Annotated in this window: 17 protein-coding genes; 6 read left to right on the top strand and 11 right to left on the bottom strand. The window is 66.3% G+C overall.

What is annotated here, in order from left to right:
- Positions 1 to 41: 41 nt before the first annotated feature.
- Complete coding sequence (locus E3O45_RS09535; protein WP_134443176.1) at positions 42 to 752, bottom strand: NTP transferase domain-containing protein; 711 nt, start codon at positions 750 to 752, stop codon at positions 42 to 44.
- A gap of 315 nt (positions 753 to 1,067) precedes the next feature.
- Between E3O45_RS09535 and E3O45_RS09530 the strand changes: the two genes are divergently transcribed.
- The 3 genes from E3O45_RS09530 to E3O45_RS09520 all read left to right on the top strand — a co-directional run bounded on the left by E3O45_RS09530 (position 1,068) and on the right by E3O45_RS09520 (position 3,183).
- Positions 1,068 to 1,289 (top strand): hypothetical protein, encoded by a 222-nt coding sequence (locus tag E3O45_RS09530; protein WP_174843077.1) that lies wholly within the window; start codon positions 1,068 to 1,070, stop codon positions 1,287 to 1,289.
- Between the two features lie 182 nt (positions 1,290 to 1,471).
- A complete protein-coding gene (locus tag E3O45_RS09525) occupies positions 1,472 to 2,335 on the top strand; it encodes a M20/M25/M40 family metallo-hydrolase (protein ID WP_166789449.1) in 864 nt (287 codons plus the stop codon).
- The gene (locus E3O45_RS09520; protein ID WP_241978847.1) at positions 2,332 to 3,183 is read left to right on the top strand and encodes a MurR/RpiR family transcriptional regulator; all 852 of its coding nucleotides are present in this window, start codon (positions 2,332 to 2,334) and stop codon (positions 3,181 to 3,183) included. Before E3O45_RS09525 ends, E3O45_RS09520 begins: the two co-directional genes overlap by 4 nt.
- 211 nt (positions 3,184 to 3,394) lie before the next feature.
- On the opposite strand, the gene E3O45_RS09515 is transcribed toward E3O45_RS09520, so the two are convergent.
- The 4 genes from E3O45_RS09515 to E3O45_RS09500 are packed head-to-tail and all read right to left on the bottom strand — an operon-like array spanning position 3,395 to position 9,067.
- Positions 3,395 to 4,807 carry an amidohydrolase family protein gene (locus E3O45_RS09515; RefSeq protein ID WP_134443174.1) on the bottom strand — a complete coding sequence of 471 codons (1,413 nt, stop codon included), beginning with the start codon at positions 4,805 to 4,807 and terminating at the stop codon, positions 3,395 to 3,397.
- 11 nt (positions 4,808 to 4,818) lie between these two features.
- Positions 4,819 to 5,247, bottom strand: a complete 429-nt coding sequence (locus E3O45_RS09510) for a hypothetical protein (RefSeq protein ID WP_134443173.1) — start codon at positions 5,245 to 5,247, stop codon at positions 4,819 to 4,821.
- Positions 5,248 to 5,291: 44 nt separating this feature from the next.
- Positions 5,292 to 8,255, bottom strand: a complete 2,964-nt coding sequence (locus tag E3O45_RS09505; RefSeq protein WP_134443172.1) for a molybdopterin cofactor-binding domain-containing protein — start codon at positions 8,253 to 8,255, stop codon at positions 5,292 to 5,294.
- A complete protein-coding gene (locus E3O45_RS09500) occupies positions 8,252 to 9,067 on the bottom strand; it encodes a xanthine dehydrogenase family protein subunit M (protein WP_134443171.1) in 816 nt (271 codons plus the stop codon). The genes E3O45_RS09505 and E3O45_RS09500 overlap by 4 nt, the downstream gene beginning before the upstream one ends.
- Before the next feature lie 209 nt (positions 9,068 to 9,276).
- Between E3O45_RS09500 and E3O45_RS09495 the strand changes: the two genes are divergently transcribed.
- Entirely contained in the window at positions 9,277 to 10,770 is a 1,494-nt protein-coding gene (locus E3O45_RS09495; protein ID WP_134443170.1) for an NAD(P)/FAD-dependent oxidoreductase, read from the top strand.
- On the opposite strand, the gene E3O45_RS09490 is transcribed toward E3O45_RS09495, so the two are convergent.
- Both E3O45_RS09490 and clpS read right to left on the bottom strand, forming a co-directional pair.
- Positions 10,752 to 11,285: a DUF2017 family protein gene (locus E3O45_RS09490; RefSeq protein ID WP_134443169.1), complete on the bottom strand. Its 534-nt coding sequence runs from the start codon at positions 11,283 to 11,285 to the stop codon at positions 10,752 to 10,754. The two genes, E3O45_RS09495 and E3O45_RS09490, sit on opposite strands and share 19 nt — an antisense overlap.
- Positions 11,282 to 11,566 (bottom strand): ATP-dependent Clp protease adapter ClpS, encoded by a 285-nt coding sequence (gene clpS / locus E3O45_RS09485; protein ID WP_134443168.1) that lies wholly within the window; start codon positions 11,564 to 11,566, stop codon positions 11,282 to 11,284. Before clpS ends, E3O45_RS09490 begins: the two co-directional genes overlap by 4 nt.
- A gap of 109 nt (positions 11,567 to 11,675) precedes the next feature.
- Here clpS and E3O45_RS09480 point away from each other — a divergent pair, with 109 nt between their 5' ends.
- Together E3O45_RS09480 and sufU are read left to right on the top strand one after the other, a co-directional pair.
- Positions 11,676 to 13,040, top strand: coding sequence for an aminotransferase class V-fold PLP-dependent enzyme (locus E3O45_RS09480; protein WP_134443167.1), 1,365 nt, complete (start codon positions 11,676 to 11,678; stop codon positions 13,038 to 13,040).
- Positions 13,037 to 13,576 (top strand): Fe-S cluster assembly sulfur transfer protein SufU, encoded by a 540-nt coding sequence (gene sufU / locus E3O45_RS09475; protein WP_134443166.1) that lies wholly within the window; start codon positions 13,037 to 13,039, stop codon positions 13,574 to 13,576. Before E3O45_RS09480 ends, sufU begins: the two co-directional genes overlap by 4 nt.
- Before the next feature lie 74 nt (positions 13,577 to 13,650).
- Here the strand turns inward: sufU and E3O45_RS09470 are convergent, their stop codons facing one another.
- From E3O45_RS09470 to flgN, 4 genes are read right to left on the bottom strand one after another with little or no spacing between them, the layout of a single operon-like run.
- On the bottom strand, positions 13,651 to 14,034 hold the full coding sequence (locus E3O45_RS09470) for a flagellar assembly protein FliW (RefSeq protein WP_134443165.1): 384 nt from the start codon (positions 14,032 to 14,034) through the stop codon (positions 13,651 to 13,653).
- A complete protein-coding gene (locus E3O45_RS09465) occupies positions 14,031 to 14,951 on the bottom strand; it encodes a flagellar hook-associated protein 3 (RefSeq protein ID WP_134443164.1) in 921 nt (306 codons plus the stop codon). The genes E3O45_RS09470 and E3O45_RS09465 overlap by 4 nt, the downstream gene beginning before the upstream one ends.
- A gap of 3 nt (positions 14,952 to 14,954) precedes the next feature.
- Positions 14,955 to 16,367: a flagellar hook-associated protein FlgK gene (flgK, locus tag E3O45_RS09460; RefSeq protein WP_134443163.1), complete on the bottom strand. Its 1,413-nt coding sequence runs from the start codon at positions 16,365 to 16,367 to the stop codon at positions 14,955 to 14,957.
- Positions 16,368 to 16,377: 10 nt separating this feature from the next.
- Positions 16,378 to 16,863, bottom strand: a complete 486-nt coding sequence (gene flgN / locus E3O45_RS09455) for a flagellar export chaperone FlgN (RefSeq protein ID WP_134443162.1) — start codon at positions 16,861 to 16,863, stop codon at positions 16,378 to 16,380.
- Between the last annotated feature and the right edge of the window lie 213 nt (positions 16,864 to 17,076).

The raw sequence follows: 17,076 nt of genomic DNA, 5'->3' as shown, positions 1-17,076 counted from the left end.
GGACCTCACCATTTGTTCCGGGCCCGGAACGTGGGCCCAGGTTAGATCATGGGCCCATGTTCCGAAGGTGGGCCCGGTGGTTCGCGGGGCCGGTCGACGTCGGCCCCGGTGCCGAGGTCGCCACACTCGACCGCTTCGACGTCGTGCGCGCGCAGATAGGGTCGCGCGCCGGAATCGCCGGCGAGAGTCTCGAGGAGGGACGCCCAGTGCGACCGGCCGATCACCACGGGATGCCCCGGCTGGCCGGTAAACCGGGCCTGACGCAGTGTGCCGGCCGACGCGACGGCGGAGCCGGGCGCATCCGTCGTCTCGTTGGTCCTGCCGATCAGGCGAGCCACCGTCGCCGCGTTCAGATCGGGTACGTCAACGGGAACGACCGCGATAGCCGTGAGCTCGGGGTGGTCGAGGGCGCAGCGCAGGCCGGCGCGCAGGGAGGCCGAGAGTCCTTCGGCCCAATCGTCGGCCTGCACGACCAAAACGGATGCTGTTGGCCGGTTCGTGCTGCGGGCTCGCGCATCGTCCCTTGAGGCCAAGGGATCCGTTTTGAGCAGCGCCGCGGCCTCGGCACCGCGAGCGCCGAGCACGACGATGACCGGGGAACACCCGGCGGCCGCGAGCACGTCGACGGCGTTCTGCAGCCAAGATCGGCCAGAGGCATCGTGCACGAGCGCCTTGGGCATGCCATAGCGGGAGCCAGCACCAGCGGCGAGCACGAGTCCGGCCACGTGGTTGGGTGCTGGCGGCTTGTGCATGTCTGCCATCGTAGGGTTCACGAGCCGAGGCGTGGCGCCATGTTCAACTACGGGGCTCCGCCGAGCCGTGAGTTTCGGGCTCCGAGACGTGAGGTTTGGGCCTGTTTTGTGCCGTTTTGGCCCCAAGACTCACGGCTCGGCGAGCGGATGTGTCCCTGGCTCTGCCCCGCCCACTCCAGCCCTGCGCGCGACGTGGGTGTGCTCACCAGGGACTCCGGCGACGAGATCCTTGACGTTGGGTGGCACAGGCTGATCGCAGCCGTAGCGATGTGCTCGAAACCTGGCTACTCCGCCGTAAAATCGCATACGCTGTGAATGTTACCGACCGAAGGATTCGCCGTGTCCCTCCACTTCGAACATTCCCCTCAGCGCCACGTTCCCGGCCCGGGTGAGCCTTCCATCCCACAGCTCGAGGTCGACCAGACCATCGCGCCGCGTCCGGAGGAAGAGATCGCCGACGCCCTGCGAGCGGAACCAGACGTGGTAGATCACAGCGAGCATCGAGTGACAACACCCCCGGGTTCGGGAACGAAATAACGCGAAAAGGGTCGTCACATTCCGCTGGACTCTGGATGCCTAGTGCGCGACATCGAGTCCGGAAGCTCGTACTCGTTCGATTTTCAGGCCCAGGATGGCAGCTGCGACAGGTACGTAACGCGCCGGAAACCTCTGCTGCCTAAACTGGCCACCTGAAACTTTGGTTTCACCATGCCGAGGGAGTGAAACACATTTCCAGCCTTCCGATCAACCCGCCAGCGCGGCTTCTCCTGGGTCCGGGCCCGATCGACGCCGCTCCCCGGGTGCTGCGCGCCGTGGCTGTGGCCGAACGCACCGCGGTGCTGGGCAGCCGTGCCCTCGCCGGAACCTGGCAGGCCGAGTCGTGGGAGTTGCGCGACCGGAACGGTGTGCGCCTCGAGGCGGCCTACCGGTCGTTCGGGCTGGATCCGGCGTTGATCGGTGCAGCCGCGCGAACTCCGGCCAACCTCATCGGCGACCTCGAGGCGCACATCGAACAGGGTCCGGTGCTCGACGACAGCGGCCTCGCCCTCGGCGTCGCCTCCTCGATCGCCGGGGCCCGGCGGTTCAACCTCGTGATCGAGGGGGCCGCCGCGCATTCCGACGCTCGCGATGGCGGCCTGCCGCCGACCCCGTTTTCGATGGCCGGGCATGACGCCATGGCGCTGGCGGCGCTGACCGACATCGGCATGCTGCTCGTACGGTGTCGCGGCGGCGTCAGCCACCACCCCGACGAGTCGGTCACCGAGGCCGATGTGGCGCTGGCGCTCGATTCCTTCGAGGCCGCAGTGCTCGCCCTGGCCGAGCAGTATGACGCCGAGGAGATGGATTCCGAGTTCGATGCGCGGGCCTGCGGTCTGCTCGATTTTCGCGGTGATTCCGACCGGAGTGGCCGAGCCACCGGACGGCATACCGGTGGGTACGACCCAGACCAGAATCGCTCCGACCGGCACGATTCGGACTGGCACGATTCCGACCGGCACGATTCGGACCGGCACACGTCAGACCTGCGCGAAGCCGACCGGTGCGCGTCCGACCGGCTCGACACCGACCCGGCAGCGCAGTGACCGCCACCATGAACATCGGACAGCGCATCGACGGGCAGTACGGCGACTTGTCGCCGCAGGAGCAGCGGGTGGCGGACTTCATCCTCGATCATCTGAGCGACCTGGCCGTCTACAACGCCACCGAACTGGCCCGGCTCAGCGGGGTCTCCAAGGCGACCGTGTCGCGGCTGTTCCGCCGGCTCGGCTTTCAGGATTCGGCCGAGGTGCGCGAACACGCGCGTACCCTGCGCCGCAACGGGGCCCCGGTGGGCGGGCCGGGGGCATCCGCTGGAACGCCGTCGCGCCTCGCGGCGCACCTTGCGGGGGAGCAGGAGAACCTGCGCCAGCTGCTGCAGAATCTCGAAGACGGCCGGCTGGATGCCGCGGCGCGGCTGATCGCGCACGCCGGCAACGTCGTCGTGATCGGGCTGCGCAACAGCTACCCGCTCGCCCTGCACCTGCGTCAGCAGCTCGCCCAGGCCTGCGACAATGTGCGGCTCGCGCCGTTGCCCGGGCAGTCGATCGGTGAGGATCTGGCCGGGCTCGGCGCGCACGATGTCGTCGTATTGTTCGGATTCCGGCGCCGCACGGCCGGGTTCGGGCAGCTGGTCGCGGCGATCGAGCGGCGCGGGATTCCCCTCGTGCTGATCGCCGACTCCTCCGCCCGGCGGCACGCCGACGGCGCCGCCGTCTGGCTCGAATGCCCGATCGACAGCGCCAGCGCATTCGACAGTTATGCCACCGCGATGAGCCTGATCAACCTGCTCGCGACCGGCGCCATGGGCGCGCACGTGCGCGTGACCCGCACCCGCATCGCGGCCATCACCAGCATCTACGACGATCTCGACGAACTCGAGGCGCCGTGGTGAGGTAAGTGGGCCCCATGCTGACTCTCGCCGCCCCAGCGCTCTGCGACCGCCGACCTGTCGGAGCACTATCACGTGGCCCTGCTGCTCGCCCCGTTCGCGTACTCCACCATCGCGGTAGCTGACCCGTGCCGAGCCGTGAGACTTGGCCTCAAAATCACGAAAAATGGGCTGAAACTCACGGCTTGACGAGCGGATGCGCTACCCGGCTCGACTACTCCACGCTCACCCGGCGGCCACGAACGTAAACCCCGGTGATCGCGGGCTCGCGCAGGGCGAGCAGCAGCGCGAACAGGGTCTGCTCGGCGGCCAGCACCGCGTCGTCGGCGCGCACGGCGTTCGCCAGCACGAGTGCGAGCGGTTCCCAGCGGTCCGGGTCGATCAGCAGAAAATCCGCATCCTTGCCGAGGTCGAAGTTGCCGAATCGGGCCTCCATATCGAGCGCGCGGGCCCCGGCGAGTGTGCCGGTGAACAGCAGCGCGGCCGGGTCGAGTGCCACTCCGGCGTCGCCGGGCTCGGACAGGTGCGATTTGTAGCAGTCGTTGAGCACCCGCGCGACGAGCCATTCGTCGCCGCCACCGACATCCGTTCCAATCGCGACGTTCACCCCGAACCCGGTCGTGCGCCGCCACGGCATGGTGCCGGAGCCGAGGAACGCCTGCGAGGTCGGGCAGTGCGCGATCGACGTGCCGGTGTCGGCGAGGCGGGCGAGCTCCGAATTCTGGCAGTGCACGGCGTGGGCGAGGATGCTGCGGCGGCCAAGCAGCGACGAGCCGCCGCGGGCGGAGCCCGGCAGGAAGCATCCGTCGTAGGTGTCGAGGTAGGTTTTCGTGCCGAACACCGAGCGCACCGCGTCGATCTCTCCCGTGCCCGGCCGGTCGTTTTCGTTGAGGTGACTGTGAAAGTACACGCCTCGCCCGCGCACCGAGTCGTAGAGCTCGCCGAGGCCTGCGAGGGTTGTCGGCGTCACTGACAGACTGAACCGGGGCACGATCGCGACCTGCAGCAGCGCGGTCTGGGCGTCACCGGTGTCGACGGCGTGCCAACGGTCGATTTCGGCCGCCGTGAGCTCGATCGCGGCCTGCTCGCTCGTGATCAGCGCCTTGGCGGAGTCGGTGCCGACGGTCTGGATGCCGCGCCCGCTCACCAAGCGAAGGCCGGCCTTCTGCGTTTCTTCGAACAGGGCGTCCTGAGCCGGCGCAAACGCCGAGCCGAACACGAGGGCGCTGGTCGTACCGACGGATGCCCGCCGCCGCGTGAAATCGCGCGCCACCTGCCGGGCAAAACCCGGGTCTTCCAGCCGCGACTCGGCCGGGAAGACGCACTCGTCGAGCCATTCGAGCAGCTGGCCGCCACCGTAAGCATCCGTTGTGTAGGTCTGCGGAAAATGAATGTGGGTGTCGACGAAACCCGGCAGGATGAACCCGGTTCGGGTCACCGGCAGTGCAGTGAACGCGGCCGGCAGCTCGTTGAAGGGGCCGACCCAGGCGATCGTGCCGTCGTCGGCCGTGACGAGGGCCCCGTCGGGCACCGAAACGAGCTGCGAATGGGCCTGCGCCACTGTGGGAGCGCCGGCTATGTGAAAAATGTGGCCGCGAAAGACCGCGCTACCCGTTGATTCGTACATATCTACGGATATTATCGTGTTCTGGCGTCGAAATCGGCAATTTTGACCGTTTGCGGCGAGATTTCTCGTTGTCCTGCCGGTATGTTCTCGACCAGCCCGTTATGCGAGTTCCCGGCCGGCATGGTGTCTGCAACGTGCCGCGTAAAGCCTGTTTTTATCCTACTGAAATCGGATTCGTCCCATTCGAGGGTTCGGAAACCTGCCTGATACGCCGCGTGATCCCGCCGAAATATGCGGCCCGGCAGGTCGCGGGAGAGCTGCCCCGCGTTCGTTGAGATTGCGGCGGTCGGTCGTATGGTGATCGCGGCGAGCTCGATCAGCGAGATGGTCGGCTCGCTCGGGTCGGCCGCCTGTCCGGTGGCCGAGACCGCCATCGACTGGCGCGAGCCGGTTTCGGGGCCGCGACCCGCTGCGTTGGTCGAGCTGGCCGAGACCGCCATCGATCGGCGCGAGCTACCCTGCTCGAGCCGGGCCGCGCATCCGCTCAGCCGTGCAGCAGACGCCAGATCCGGTCACGGGACATGGGCAACTCGGTCGGACGGATGCCGATCGCGTCGCGTATCGCATTGGCCAGCGCCGGCGCGACCGGGTTGTAGGTTGACTCGCTCATCGACTTGGCACCGAAGGGCCCGAGCACGTCGTGGCTTTCGGCAAAGTACACCTCGGTGACCGGCAGATCCACGAGCTGGGGCACGTGGTAGTTGCGCAGCACCCGCGTCGTCACCGCTCCGGCGCCGTCGAGCACGATCTCTTCGAACAGGGCGGTGCCGAGCGCCTGCGCGACTCCGCCTTCGATCTGTCCGCGACACTGCTCGGGGTTCATCACGAAGCCGGCATCGGCGGCCTGGATCGACTGCAGAATGCGCACCTCGCCGGTGTCGGTGTTCACGGCCACTCGAAACGCGTGCACGTTGAAGGCGAGCGAGCGCAGCGCTCCGTCTTCGCGGCGCATCGCTGTGAGGTCGACGTCGTTGGCCGCGGCCCAGGCTGCGAGGTCGTCCAGGGTGACGACCGCACCCGTCGCACGCAGCCCCTCCCGTTCAAGCTGCCAATCCACCTCACTGAGACCGCTGCACGATGCCGCTGCCCCGACCAGGGATTCGGCCAGCGCGGTCGCCGCGGCGAGCACGGCTTTGCCGGCGACGACGACCCCGGCCGAGCCGAACGCGCCGGAATCGTAACCGGCAGCATCCGTGTCGGAGTGCACCAAATCGATGCGGTCGACAGACGTGTGCAGCGCCGTCGCCGCGATCTGCGCGTGCACGGTCGTAGTGCCGTTGCCGAACTCGGTCGTGCCGACCCGCACCAGATAGCGTCCGCCAGCAAGTAGCTGAACGGATGCCTGCGAGCGGTGGCCGCGTGGCGGCGTGGTCGCGATCATCGACGACGCCATGCCGGAGCCGACTTTCCACTTTGCACCGACCGGAACGACGGCCCGGTTGCCGCGCCCCAGCGCCGACTCGGCGAGGTCGAGGCACTGGTCGAGGCCGTAGCTTCCGAAGACGAGGTCGGGCCCTTCCTCGTGCGTGACCACGAGCGGGTCGCCGGGCTGCACCGAATTGAGTCGGCGCAGTTCGAACGGGTCCATCTCGAGTTCCCGGGCCAGGTCGTCGAGCGCGCTTTCGATCGCGAAGATAATCTGGCCGAGGCCGTAGCCGCGGAAGGCGCCCGACGGCGGGTTGTTCGTGTAGACGCTCTGGGCATCCACTCTTTTGTTGGGCACGTTGTAGAGCGCGACGGACTCATTCGTGCCGTGGAACATCACGCCCGGGCCGTGGTTGCCATAGGCGCCGGTGTCGGCGAGCACGCTCAGTTTCAGGGCGGTGAGGCGGCCATCGGCCGTGGCGCCGAGGGTCACGTCGATCGCAAACGGATGCCGCACCGGGGCGATCGTGAGCTCGTCGGTGCGGGTGAATTCGTACTGTACCGGCTGGCCGGTACTGAGTACTGCGAGGGTGACGAGGTCTTCGGTGAGCAGCTCCTGCTTGCCGCCGAAACCGCCGCCGACCCGGGCCGTGAACACCCGCACTCCGGCCGGGTCGAGGTCGAACAGCCGGCAGATCTCCTTCTGCACCAAAAACGGAACCTGCGAGCTCGTGCGCAGCACCAGCCGGTCGCCGTCGATCCAGCCGATCGTGCCGTGGGTTTCGAGGTGGGTGTGCGAAATGCGTTGGGTCTGCCAGCTGCCCGAGATAACGGTGGTCGCCTCGGCGAGTCCGGCCGCAACGTCACCGAATTCGCCGTGCAGTTCGGCGACGAGGTTGCGCCCCGGGTCGGCCAGTCGTGACACGACCGGGTCCTTGTCGCCGTGCACCAGCGGGGCACCCGGCAGGGCAGCCAGCCGAGGGTCGAATACGGCATCGAGCACCTCGTACTCGACGTCGATCAGTCGGCAGGCGGCCTCGGCGATCGCGACCGAGTCGGCGACGACCGCTGCCACGCGCTGCCCGCGAAAACGCAGGGTCTGGTCGAAGATCAGGGTGTCGTCGGGGTCGTCGAACCGGCTCTCGTGCCGCGCGGTCGAAAACAGGGTCGTGGGGGAGTCGGCATGGGTGAGCACGCGGTGCACCCCGGGCAGCCTGGCTGCTTTCGACGCATCAAGGGAGCGGATGCGCGCGTGCGCGTGCGGACTCCCGAGCACCGCGAGGTGCAGCAGTCCGGCAACGGAAACGTCGAGGGTGTACGGCTCGAGCCCGCTCACGACGCGCTCCCCGGCGATCGCGCCGGCGGAGGTGCCAACCGGGCCGATCGTGCGGCTCGTGGTGGAGTGTCCCGTCGTGGACTCGCTCGCCCTGACCCGTCCGGTCGAGGCCGATCCGGTCGAACCCGCACCAGCCGAAGCCGGCTCGGGAGTGGCCCGGCCGGTCGTGCGCACCGGTCCGAGGCTGGACGTTTCGGCGTGCTCGCGCTCCGGGGCGACGTGGCAGGAGCCCGCCGGCGGGGTGTGCTGGCCGCGAATGGCGTCATTGATCGAACGGTAACCGGTGCAGCGGCAGAGGTTTCCCTTGAGCAGGCGGGGAAGTTCGTCGGGGTCGGTGCTCAAGCTGGCGTCGACGCCGTTTGCACGGGTGGTGTCGGCATCCGCTTCGATGGCGGCGGCGGTGACGACCATGCCGGGTGTGCAGAAGCCGCACTGAAACCCGGCGGCGTCGACGAAGCGCTGCTGCACCGGCGCGAGGTTGCCGGGCTGGCCGAGGCCGGCCGCGGTCGTGATCTGCTTGCCGGCTGCCCGGTAGGCCGGGTAGATGCAGGAGTGCACGGGCGTGCCGTCGACCTGAACCGTGCAGGCGCCGCAGTCGCCGGTGTCGCAGCCCTTCTTCACCTCGAAGTGTTCGTGGTCGCGCAGCAGGGTGCGCAGGCACTGGCCGGGTTGGGGCGTCGCCTCGACCGGGCTGCCGTTGACCTCGAAAAGGACCGTGCCGACCGTTGCGACCCGTTCCAGCGTCATGCGAGACCTCCAACAAGTTCAGCGCGAATTTCTTCGCCGAGCAACAGTCCCATCGCACGTCGCCAGTCGGCGGCGCCGTGGGCATCCGTGAACCAGCAGTCGATCGCGGCAATATCGCCGGCCAGCACCTCGGCGGCGGGTAGCTCCGGGTACCGCAATTGCACCGGATGCAGCGTCGCCGCCGTGACCGTGAGCACGAACAGACCGTCGGCATCGAGCCGCCCGGCGAGCACCGCGCCCGAGCGTCCGAGCGGCGACAGGGCGATCTTGCGATATGCCGTCTGCGACTGCAACGCGGCGAGCGGAACGTGAATAGAGCGCAACACATCACCGGGTGCGAGCACGTTGGTCATGTTTCCCGTGACAAACGAACGGGCCGGAACGACCTCATCGCGCCCACCAGCACGCCAGACCAGAACCTCCGCGTCGAGCGCGACGGCGAGAGTGATCATGGGGCCAGCCGGCAGAGAGGTGGCCAGGTTGCCGCCGATCGTGGCAACATTCCAGACCTTGAACGAGCCGAACAGGGCCGTGCAGCACTGATAGAACAGCGGATGCGCCGCCCAGCCCTCCCGCATCGGCAACTGGGAGAGTTCGGTGAAGGTGCAGGTCGCGGCAATCTCGAGGCCGTCGTCCGTGATGGTCAGCGCGCGCCACCCGAAGGTGTGCAGGTCGACCAAACCCCTGAGGTGGGCGCGCGGGTCGGCGAACAGCTCGGATCCGCCGGCCAGCGGCACGACGGTCGGACCGAGCGCGGCGAGGTCGCTCCGCTGTCGAGCGGAGGTGACGTGCGTCACAGTGCTGAGGTCCATGGGTCTCCGTCGCGGGCCAAGTCGAGCCGTGCGTGCGGCCTTGAGCACACGGTAATAGCGGGTTCACAAAGTAGGCTACCGCACACTCTGCCCACCAAACTGAACCCACCATGATGATGAGATTTCGTGTAGAAACAGGGTGTCGGCACCGGTTGATTCCCAGCCGACACTGTCAGGATTTAGGCACCTTTCGACGGGGGGAGACCGAGATGACTACGACCCCAATCTTCGCGCACACGAAGTCAGCCGCCAACCCGGCTCCCGATTCACGCGTGCTCGGACGCGATCATTTCGACGTCGTCGTGATCGGTGCCGGCCCGGCCGGAGCCGCTGCAGCACTGCGCGCCGCCGAGCTTGGAGCATCCGTCGCCATCTGTGAGGCTGATCGCCTGGGGGGCACGTGTGTGAACACCGGATGCGTGCCGACTCGCGTTCTCGCCAAAACCGCAAGACTCATGCGAGAGATCCGAACGGCCGACGCTTATGGCATCTCCGTGACTGAACGCCCCATCGACTGGCCCGCCACGGTCGCCCGAGTACGGGAAACCGTGGACCGGGTTCGTTCCATGAAGGGTGAGGCCACCCGATTTGCCGATGCCGGCGTTCATCTCATCCTGGAGGGGCGCGCTCGCTTTGTAGATGCCTTCACGCTCAAGCTCGACACCGGGCGCACAATTTCGGCCGACACTGTCGTGGTGTGCGTGGGAGGTCATTCTCGCCGTCTTCCGGTGCCGGGAGCTGAACTGGCGGTAGTGCCCGAACACGTGCTCGACCTGCCTCGAGTTCCCGATCGGCTGGCGGTTATCGGCGGCGGCAACACCGGCGCTCAACTGGTCACCGTGTTCAATTCTTTCGGTTCAACCGTGACGCTGCTCGACGTGGCCGACCGGGTACTCGCCACCTCCGATGAGTCCGTCTCGCAGGCCGTCGCGGAGGCCTTCGTCGAACAGGGGGTCGCCGTCCACCTCGGCATTGACGGTGTCGCCGGGCTCGATCGTGCCGCGGACGGCTCGATCACGCTGACCTGGCGCGAGCACGGGCACGACGTGTCAGGCAGCTTCGACGCCGTGATTATGGCAACCGGCTGGCCAGCGGATGTCGACGACCTGGGTCTGGAAGCAGCCGGCGTCGTTACGAGCCGATCTTCTATCCCTGTCGATGCGTATTTTCGCAGCTCGGTGCCGCACATCTTCGCCGTCGGCGATGCCAACGGCCGGGACATGCTGGTGCAAGCTGCACAGTCCGAGGGAGAGGCAGCAGCCGAGAACGCCGTTTTGGATGCCAACCGGCGAACCGCGCACCATTTGCTTCCGGCGGGCGGGTTCACGGATCCCGATTACGCTGGCGTTGGCCTGTCCGAGGTGGAGGCCCGGCGTCGCGACGAGCTGTGTGTGGTGGCGGTGGTACCGTTCTCGCGGCTGGATCGTGCTGTGATCGACGATCGCCAACGTGGATTTCTCAAACTCATCACCGATCGTCGGCGTGAGCTCATTCTGGGTGCTCACGCGGTCGGTGAGAACGCCGTGGAGGTTATTCAGTCGGTCACCACGGCGATGGCCGCTGGAATCGACGTGGCCACGCTGGCCAAAGTGCGCTTCGCTTACCCTACCTACAGCGCCGTGATCGGTATCGCTGCCCGAGATCTGTTGGCCGAGAACGCCGATGGGTCAGCTCGTCGCCGAGGTCACACGTCGATCGCGTAGACGAGTTCTTCCTGCAGCATGCCGAGCCAGTCATAAAGTTCGCGCAAAAACGGTGCGTCTTCACCCTCGAGGTGGACGACTCCGTCGGCGGAGACCTGCAACCGGTCGGCGAGCGTCAGCCGTAGGTCGGTGAGGCTGCGCAGCCAGGCCTGCACGGCATTGGGGTCGAGGCTGATGGTGACCGGTTGGTGTTCCTCGTCGTCCGTTTCGGTTTCGTCCCGTTCCGTTCCGAGGGTGTCCAACACAATCTGGGCGTTGTGCTCTTTGCGTTCGAGCAGGCCGGGCGCTGTGAATCGACGAAATTCTGCCGCAGCCTCATCGTCGTCACGGTAAGCGTCGGGCAGCAGACGGCCGAAGACACCGTCGCTGCGGGCGAGCACGGGGTCGGCGGCTCCGGCATCGAGCATATCGACCAGTTGGCTGGTGGCCAGGCGCAGCAGATCAACCTCGATCGCCTCGAATCGTGCGTGCAGGATACCGGAGACGTGCGGGGTGAACCGCTTCAGGCCGCTCATTCGTCAGCCTTAGCCAGGGTCGCCCAGAGTCCGTAGCCGTGCATGGCTTCGACGTGGCGTTCCATCGATTCGCGATTGCCGGTGGCCACGACGGCCCGACCGGTGTTGTGGACCTGCAGCATGAGACGTTCGGCCTGCTTCGGGGTGACCCCGAAGTAGCTACGAAAAACGTAGGCGACGTACGACATGAGATTGACCGGGTCGTCCCAGACCAGCGTCACCCACGGTCGGTCGAGTAACACGTGCTCGCGTAGCTCCGTGTGTTCGGCAGTCTTGGTCACCCCTTAAGCCTCACACGCCGCCGCGGAGTTTTCCACCGCACACGCAGACTTCCCGTGCAGATGTGCCCGCGCGGTGCCCGGGTTCGGGGAGAGGTAATATCCTTGATGCATGACGTCTTTTGCACCATCGTCCGCCGTTACACCACCCGGAACTCCCGTAGCTGGTTCCCAGCACCCCGAGTTGGCCCCACTGACCAACATTGACGTTGAACGCATTCGCAACGACTTTCCGGTGCTGCATCAGACGGTGAACGGGCATCCGCTCACCTATCTCGACTCCGGGGCAACCTCGCAGAACCCGATCAGCGTGATGGAAGCCGAGCAGGAGTACTACGAGCAGCGTAACGCCGCCGTGCACCGCGGCGCCCACACGCTCGCCGTCGAAGCGACCGAGGGGTTCGAAGCCGCCCGCGAGAAAGTCGCTGCGTTCGTCGGCGCCCAAACCGACGAAATCGTCTGGACCTCCAACGCCACCGAAGCCATCAACCTTCTGGCCTACAGCTTCTCCAACGCCTCGCTCGGCCTCGGCGGCCCGGCCGCCCGCCGCTTCAGCCTCGGCGCCGGCGACGAGATCGTGGTCACTGAGATGGAACACCACGCCAACCTCATTCCCTGGCAGCAACTCGCGCTGCGCACCGGCGCCACCCTGCGCTTCATCCCCGTACTCGACGACGGCACCCTCGACCTGCTGGCCGCAGCGAACATTGTCGGCCCCCACACGAGGCTCCTCGCCTTCACGCACGGCTCGAACGTCACCGGAACCCTGAACCCGGTCGCCGAACTCGTCGCCCTCGCCCGCAAAGTCGGCGCCCTCGTCGTGCTCGACGCCTGCCAGACCGTGCCGCACCTGCCGGTCGACGTTGCGGCGCTCGACGTGGACTTCGCAATGTTCTCGGGTCACAAGATGCTCGGCCCCACGGGCATTGGGGTGCTCTATGGCAAGACCGACCTGCTCGCCGATATGCCGCCGTTCCTCACCGGTGGGTCGATGATCACCACCGTGAACATGCAAACCGCCGAGTTCTTGGCGCCGCCGCAGCGTTTTGAGGCCGGCACTCAGCGCATCTCGCAGGCGATCGCGTTGGCCGCGGCCGTTGACTACCTGCGGGAGACCGGCATGGATCGGGTCGCAGCGTGGGAGGCGCAGCTCGGTCAGCGCCTCGTGGCGGGGCTGGCCGAAATTCCCGGAGTGCGCCTGCTCGGCCCCGGGCTCGGCGTGGAACGGCTCGGACTGGCCGCCGTGGATGTCGCCGGCGTGCACGCGCACGACGTCGGCCAGTTTCTCGACGACGCCGGCATCGCCGTGCGGGTCGGCCACCACTGTGCCCAGCCGCTGCACCGTCGACTCGGCGTGACCGCCTCGACCCGGGCGAGCACCTACCTCTACAACACCACTGATGAGGTCGACCTGTTTCTGGCTACCCTCGCTGAGGTCGCGCCCTTCTTCGGGGTCAGCACGGGAGTGCGCCGATGAGCGACCTGCAGCAGCTCTACCAGACGATCATTCTGGAGCACTCCAAGGCCAGGAACGGAGCCGTCGACCTCACGCCGCTGTCCGACGCCGTAGCGCTCGGCGCGGCGAGCGGCCTGCGCGTGGCCGAATCACACCAGATCAACACAACCTGCGGCGACGAGGTGACGCTGCGCGTGTCGCTCGGCGCGGGTGCTTCTGCTGAAACGGATGGCGCTGACTCGGCCGGTGGCGCGGAAACAGCTGCGAGTGCCACCGTGGCCGACCTGGTCTGGGCCGGGGAGGGCTGCTCGATCTCGCAGGCATCCGCTTCGATTCTGACGGACACACTGCGCGGCCTCAGTGTGACCGAGTCCCGCGCTCTGCTCGACAACTTTCGCGAGATGCTGCGCTCGCGCGGCAAGATCGAACCCGACGAAGAGATTCTCGGCGATGCGGCCGCGTTCGGGGGAGTCTCGCGTTATCCAGCCCGGGTCAAGTGCGCGATGCTGCCGTGGGTAGCGTTCGAGGCCGCCCTGATCGAGGCCGAGTCGCGCTGACTCGCTGAGTACCTCGCGACAGCAAAGTAGCTCTCCGCCAGAGCGGAGAGCTACGAGCCATCGGGAATTGGCAGCTACCCCGCGAGAGCGGAGAGCGGAACCTGCAGCGGCCAGTCCTGGTCTTCCAGAATGAATTGGGCCGAGAGCCCGGTGGTGGCGTTGATGACGATCGGCGCCATCAGGTTCACGGTGGTCTCGGTCTCGCCGGGGTTGGCAATCACGAGCACCATGGCGTCATCGGAGCTGACCAGTTCGAGCGACTCCACCTGGGCGTCGGTGATCACGGGCGAGTAGTGCGGCAGGTAGAGCGCCGCACTGAGGGCGTAGAGCCGCGCGGTCGTGCCGTCGACCGACTGCATCGAGTACAGCCCGTCGACGCCCTCCACCTCGAAGAGTGTGAATTCGGTGAGCGGGTCGAAACCGGGCGGGGGAGTGACAAAGGTCAGGGTAATACTCATCGAAGAAAGTCCATCAGGGTTGGTTGGAGTACGCGGGCGGTGACGGCCAGAGCCGCCTGGTAGGTGACTTCCTGCAACTGCAGGTCGAGAATTGCCTGGCCCAGATCGAGGTCTTCCACGTCGGAGCGCTGGCCCTCGAGCGTGGCGGCACTCTCGGAAAGCGAGAGCCGGGCACGGTCGACCAGGGTCTGTCTGGCACCGGCGGCCGTGTGCTGGGTGAGAATGCTCCCCATGCGCTCGTCGATGTCGGTCAGAGAGGAGCTGACCGATTCGTCGGTACGCAGCTTCGTCACGATCGAGTCGATGAGGCTGAACACAGAGTCGTCGCCGGTTCCGAAGACCGCACTTCCGTCGGCATCCACGCGAATGGTGCTGTTGGCGCTCGTTCGGCGTTCCACCGTCGTCGTGGCGTCCCCGGTGAAGGTGTACACTTGCGGACTGGAAAAATCGGCAGGATCGGAGAGTGCGACGCTGTAGGCGACGCCGGCGTCGGAGTTGCCGGCGAACACCGTGCGCCCGAGGTAGCTGGTGTTGGCTACGTTGAGCAGTTCGTCGCGCAGGCCCACGAGTTCGACCGCGATGGCTTCCTTGGCGGTCGCCGACATCGATCCGTCGTTGGCGCCCTGCACGGTCAGATCACGCACGCGGTTCATGAGCGAGGTCGTGGCCGAGAAGCTGGATTCCAGCGTGGTGAGCCAGGCATCCGCGTTGGCGGTGTTGCGCTGGTACTGACCGTTGGCGCGCAGGTCCGACCGTACCTGCATGGCCGTCGCTGTGCCGGTCGGGTCATCCGACGGTCGCCGAATGGCGTTGAGAGTGGATGCCGCCTCCTGCGTTCGCGCCAGCTGGGTCATGTTCTCCTGCAGGTTGCGCTGCGCTGCGCGCATCTGGGTCTGGGTCGTGACGCGTTCAATCATGGGTTACCTTCCCACCAGTCCGGTGCGGTTGATCAGGGTGTCAAGCATTTCGTCGATGGCGGTGAGCATACGAGCCGCACCCTGGTAGGCGTGCTGGTACATGAGCAAGCTCACGTTCTCTTCGTCGAGATCGACCGTGGAGTTTGCCAGCTGCCGACCCACGGCTGAATCCTGGGCGAGGCTGGCCAGTGAGGCCGCCTGAAGCTCAGACCGCGTGTTGACCACGAAGCCGTTGACGAAAGTGAGCCAATTGGAGTCGGGAGAATCACTTTGGGTGCCGATCTGGGCAACCGCATCGGCCACGGATCCGTCAAAGGCTCCGCCGGCACCGGTACCGGCTCGCACGTCAGAGGTGCTCGTGGGTATCACGCGGAGCGAGAGCGCGGCCGACTCGGCGGTGAACTCAAAGAACGGGTCCGCATCGTCGGGGGAATAGGCAGCGTTGACCTGCGTGGCCAGGTCAGCCGCAAAATTGTTGTACGACGCTGCAGCTTCGGCGAGCATTCCGCCGGTCCCGTCGGTGTTGGCGGCCGTCAACAGCGACAGTGCGCCCGCCATCTCGCCGCCATCGAGGCCGACCGGTGTTGAAGATCCAGACCCCCAGGCGAGACCTACAGCACCGCCAGCCACGCCGAGGCCAGCCAGCTTCATGGTGCCGGTCACGGTGACGGTCTTCGCGCCGAATTCTGAGACGATTGCGTTGCCGCCGATAAAGACGCTGACGGTGCCATTACCTTGGTCGCGCACGGTGGCTCCGGTAAGCGCTGACATAGTCGTGGTGAGCTGGGTGCGTTCGTCAAGCAATTCGTTGGCATTACCGCCACCCGTGAGCACAGCCAGAATCTTCGCGTTCAGCACGTCGATCTGCTCGGCTGAGCTGTTCAGCTCGGCGGCCATGGTGTCGAGTTCGCCGCGCACGCTGTTCCACTCTGCCTCGACAGCGCGGTACCCGGCAGCGATCTGATTGGTGAGTGCTCCCGCCCCAACCAACAGCAGCGCGGCAGGGGAAGCCTGGTCTGCGCTGTTGCTGAGGTCTGCCCAGGCATCCCAGAAATCCTGCAGCTGCGCTGAGATGCCATCGTCGCCGGGTTCGCGAAACGAGCCCTCGACCACGCTGAGCGCATTCGCCCGAACGGCGGTGTACCCGGCCGAGTTGGCTGCGGCTCGTACGTGGGCATCGAGTTGAGCACTCGCGAGGCGAACGATTCCGGTAACCGTGACTCCCGCGCCCGGCGAGAAGGCGTTATTGGCCAGAACGCCGGTCTGGGCAAGGGCGCTTGTCGAGTTCGTGGATAAGCGCTGTCGGGTATAGCCATCGGTGTTCGCATTGGCGATATTCTGCCCAACCACGTCGAGCCCGGCGCGAGCGGCTACCAGACCGGAATAAGCGGTGTTCAGACCACTGAATGTACTCACGCGCTGTGCCTCACAGGTTCTGGTCCATCATGGTCGCCCTGTTGCCGGTGGTGCCGGTGGCACCCTGGGCGTTGTAGGTCTTCGTCTCAGCTGTCGACGACACGACCGATTCCTGGGCCGACCGGGCGGCCACCCGAAGAAAATTTTCGTTCACGTCGCGCAACTCTTTGATCTGCGCAGTCAGGGTGGACATCGCCTTCAGGTGCGCGTTGAGAATCTCGCCCCACGGGCCAGCCGGAGCGTGCAGCACGAGTTCGCGAAGGGTGGCCTCAGCGTCGGTGCGCCATTCGTTGGCGACCGCGGCAACCTGTACTGAACGGCTCAGGGTAGCCTCGCGCACCAGGTTGAGCACTTGCTCTACCTCCCGGGTGGCGTGTTGCAGCCACCTGGACTTTCCGCTCTCCAGCAGCAGGTGTTCCTCTTCGAGCTTGAAGATCAAAAGCTCGAGCAATTCCCGCTCGCGCCACAACATCGCGGACAGCTCGTTCGCGCCCATTCATTCCTCCACACATCTCTACTACTCGTTCAGGAACGCAATCTGATTCCCTGAGTTGAAGATCACTATCGGCTGCACCCGGCAGATTGTTAGAAAGAACTCAGACATATGCCGCGTACAAACGCCCGGTCTGTCCGCAAAAGAGAGGACACCCATATACCACTTTGGGGGGTAGTCACTATGTCTATTGGGGGTAATGTCCTGATAGATTAC

It is taken from the genome of Cryobacterium sp. TMS1-20-1, from assembly GCF_004402355.1.
Taxonomy (GTDB): Bacteria; Actinomycetota; Actinomycetes; order Actinomycetales; family Microbacteriaceae; genus Cryobacterium; species Cryobacterium levicorallinum.
This window is presented reverse-complemented; position numbering and strand designations above follow the sequence as displayed.

Excerpts from the sequence above, each read along its gene's own strand:
- E3O45_RS09495 (WP_134443170.1), top strand. The coding sequence starts at position 9,277 with ATGACTACGACCCCAATCTTCGCGCACACGAAGTCAGCCGCCAACCCG.
- E3O45_RS09500 (WP_134443171.1), bottom strand. The coding sequence starts at position 9,067 with ATGGACCTCAGCACTGTGACGCACGTCACCTCCGCTCGACAGCGGAGC.
- E3O45_RS09465 (WP_134443164.1), bottom strand. The coding sequence starts at position 14,951 with ATGATTGAACGCGTCACGACCCAGACCCAGATGCGCGCAGCGCAGCGC.
- E3O45_RS09480 (WP_134443167.1), top strand. The coding sequence starts at position 11,676 with ATGACGTCTTTTGCACCATCGTCCGCCGTTACACCACCCGGAACTCCC.
- E3O45_RS09505 (WP_134443172.1), bottom strand. The coding sequence starts at position 8,255 with ATGACGCTGGAACGGGTCGCAACGGTCGGCACGGTCCTTTTCGAGGTC.
- E3O45_RS09535 (WP_134443176.1), bottom strand. The coding sequence starts at position 752 with ATGCACAAGCCGCCAGCACCCAACCACGTGGCCGGACTCGTGCTCGCC.
- sufU (WP_134443166.1), top strand. The coding sequence starts at position 13,037 with ATGAGCGACCTGCAGCAGCTCTACCAGACGATCATTCTGGAGCACTCC.
- E3O45_RS09515 (WP_134443174.1), bottom strand. The coding sequence starts at position 4,807 with ATGTACGAATCAACGGGTAGCGCGGTCTTTCGCGGCCACATTTTTCAC.
- E3O45_RS09470 (WP_134443165.1), bottom strand. The coding sequence starts at position 14,034 with ATGAGTATTACCCTGACCTTTGTCACTCCCCCGCCCGGTTTCGACCCG.
- E3O45_RS09510 (WP_134443173.1), bottom strand. The coding sequence starts at position 5,247 with ATGGCGGTCTCGGCCAGCTCGACCAACGCAGCGGGTCGCGGCCCCGAA.
- E3O45_RS09530 (WP_174843077.1), top strand. The coding sequence starts at position 1,068 with ATGTTACCGACCGAAGGATTCGCCGTGTCCCTCCACTTCGAACATTCC.
- E3O45_RS09490 (WP_134443169.1), bottom strand. The coding sequence starts at position 11,285 with ATGAGCGGCCTGAAGCGGTTCACCCCGCACGTCTCCGGTATCCTGCAC.
- flgN (WP_134443162.1), bottom strand. The coding sequence starts at position 16,863 with ATGGGCGCGAACGAGCTGTCCGCGATGTTGTGGCGCGAGCGGGAATTG.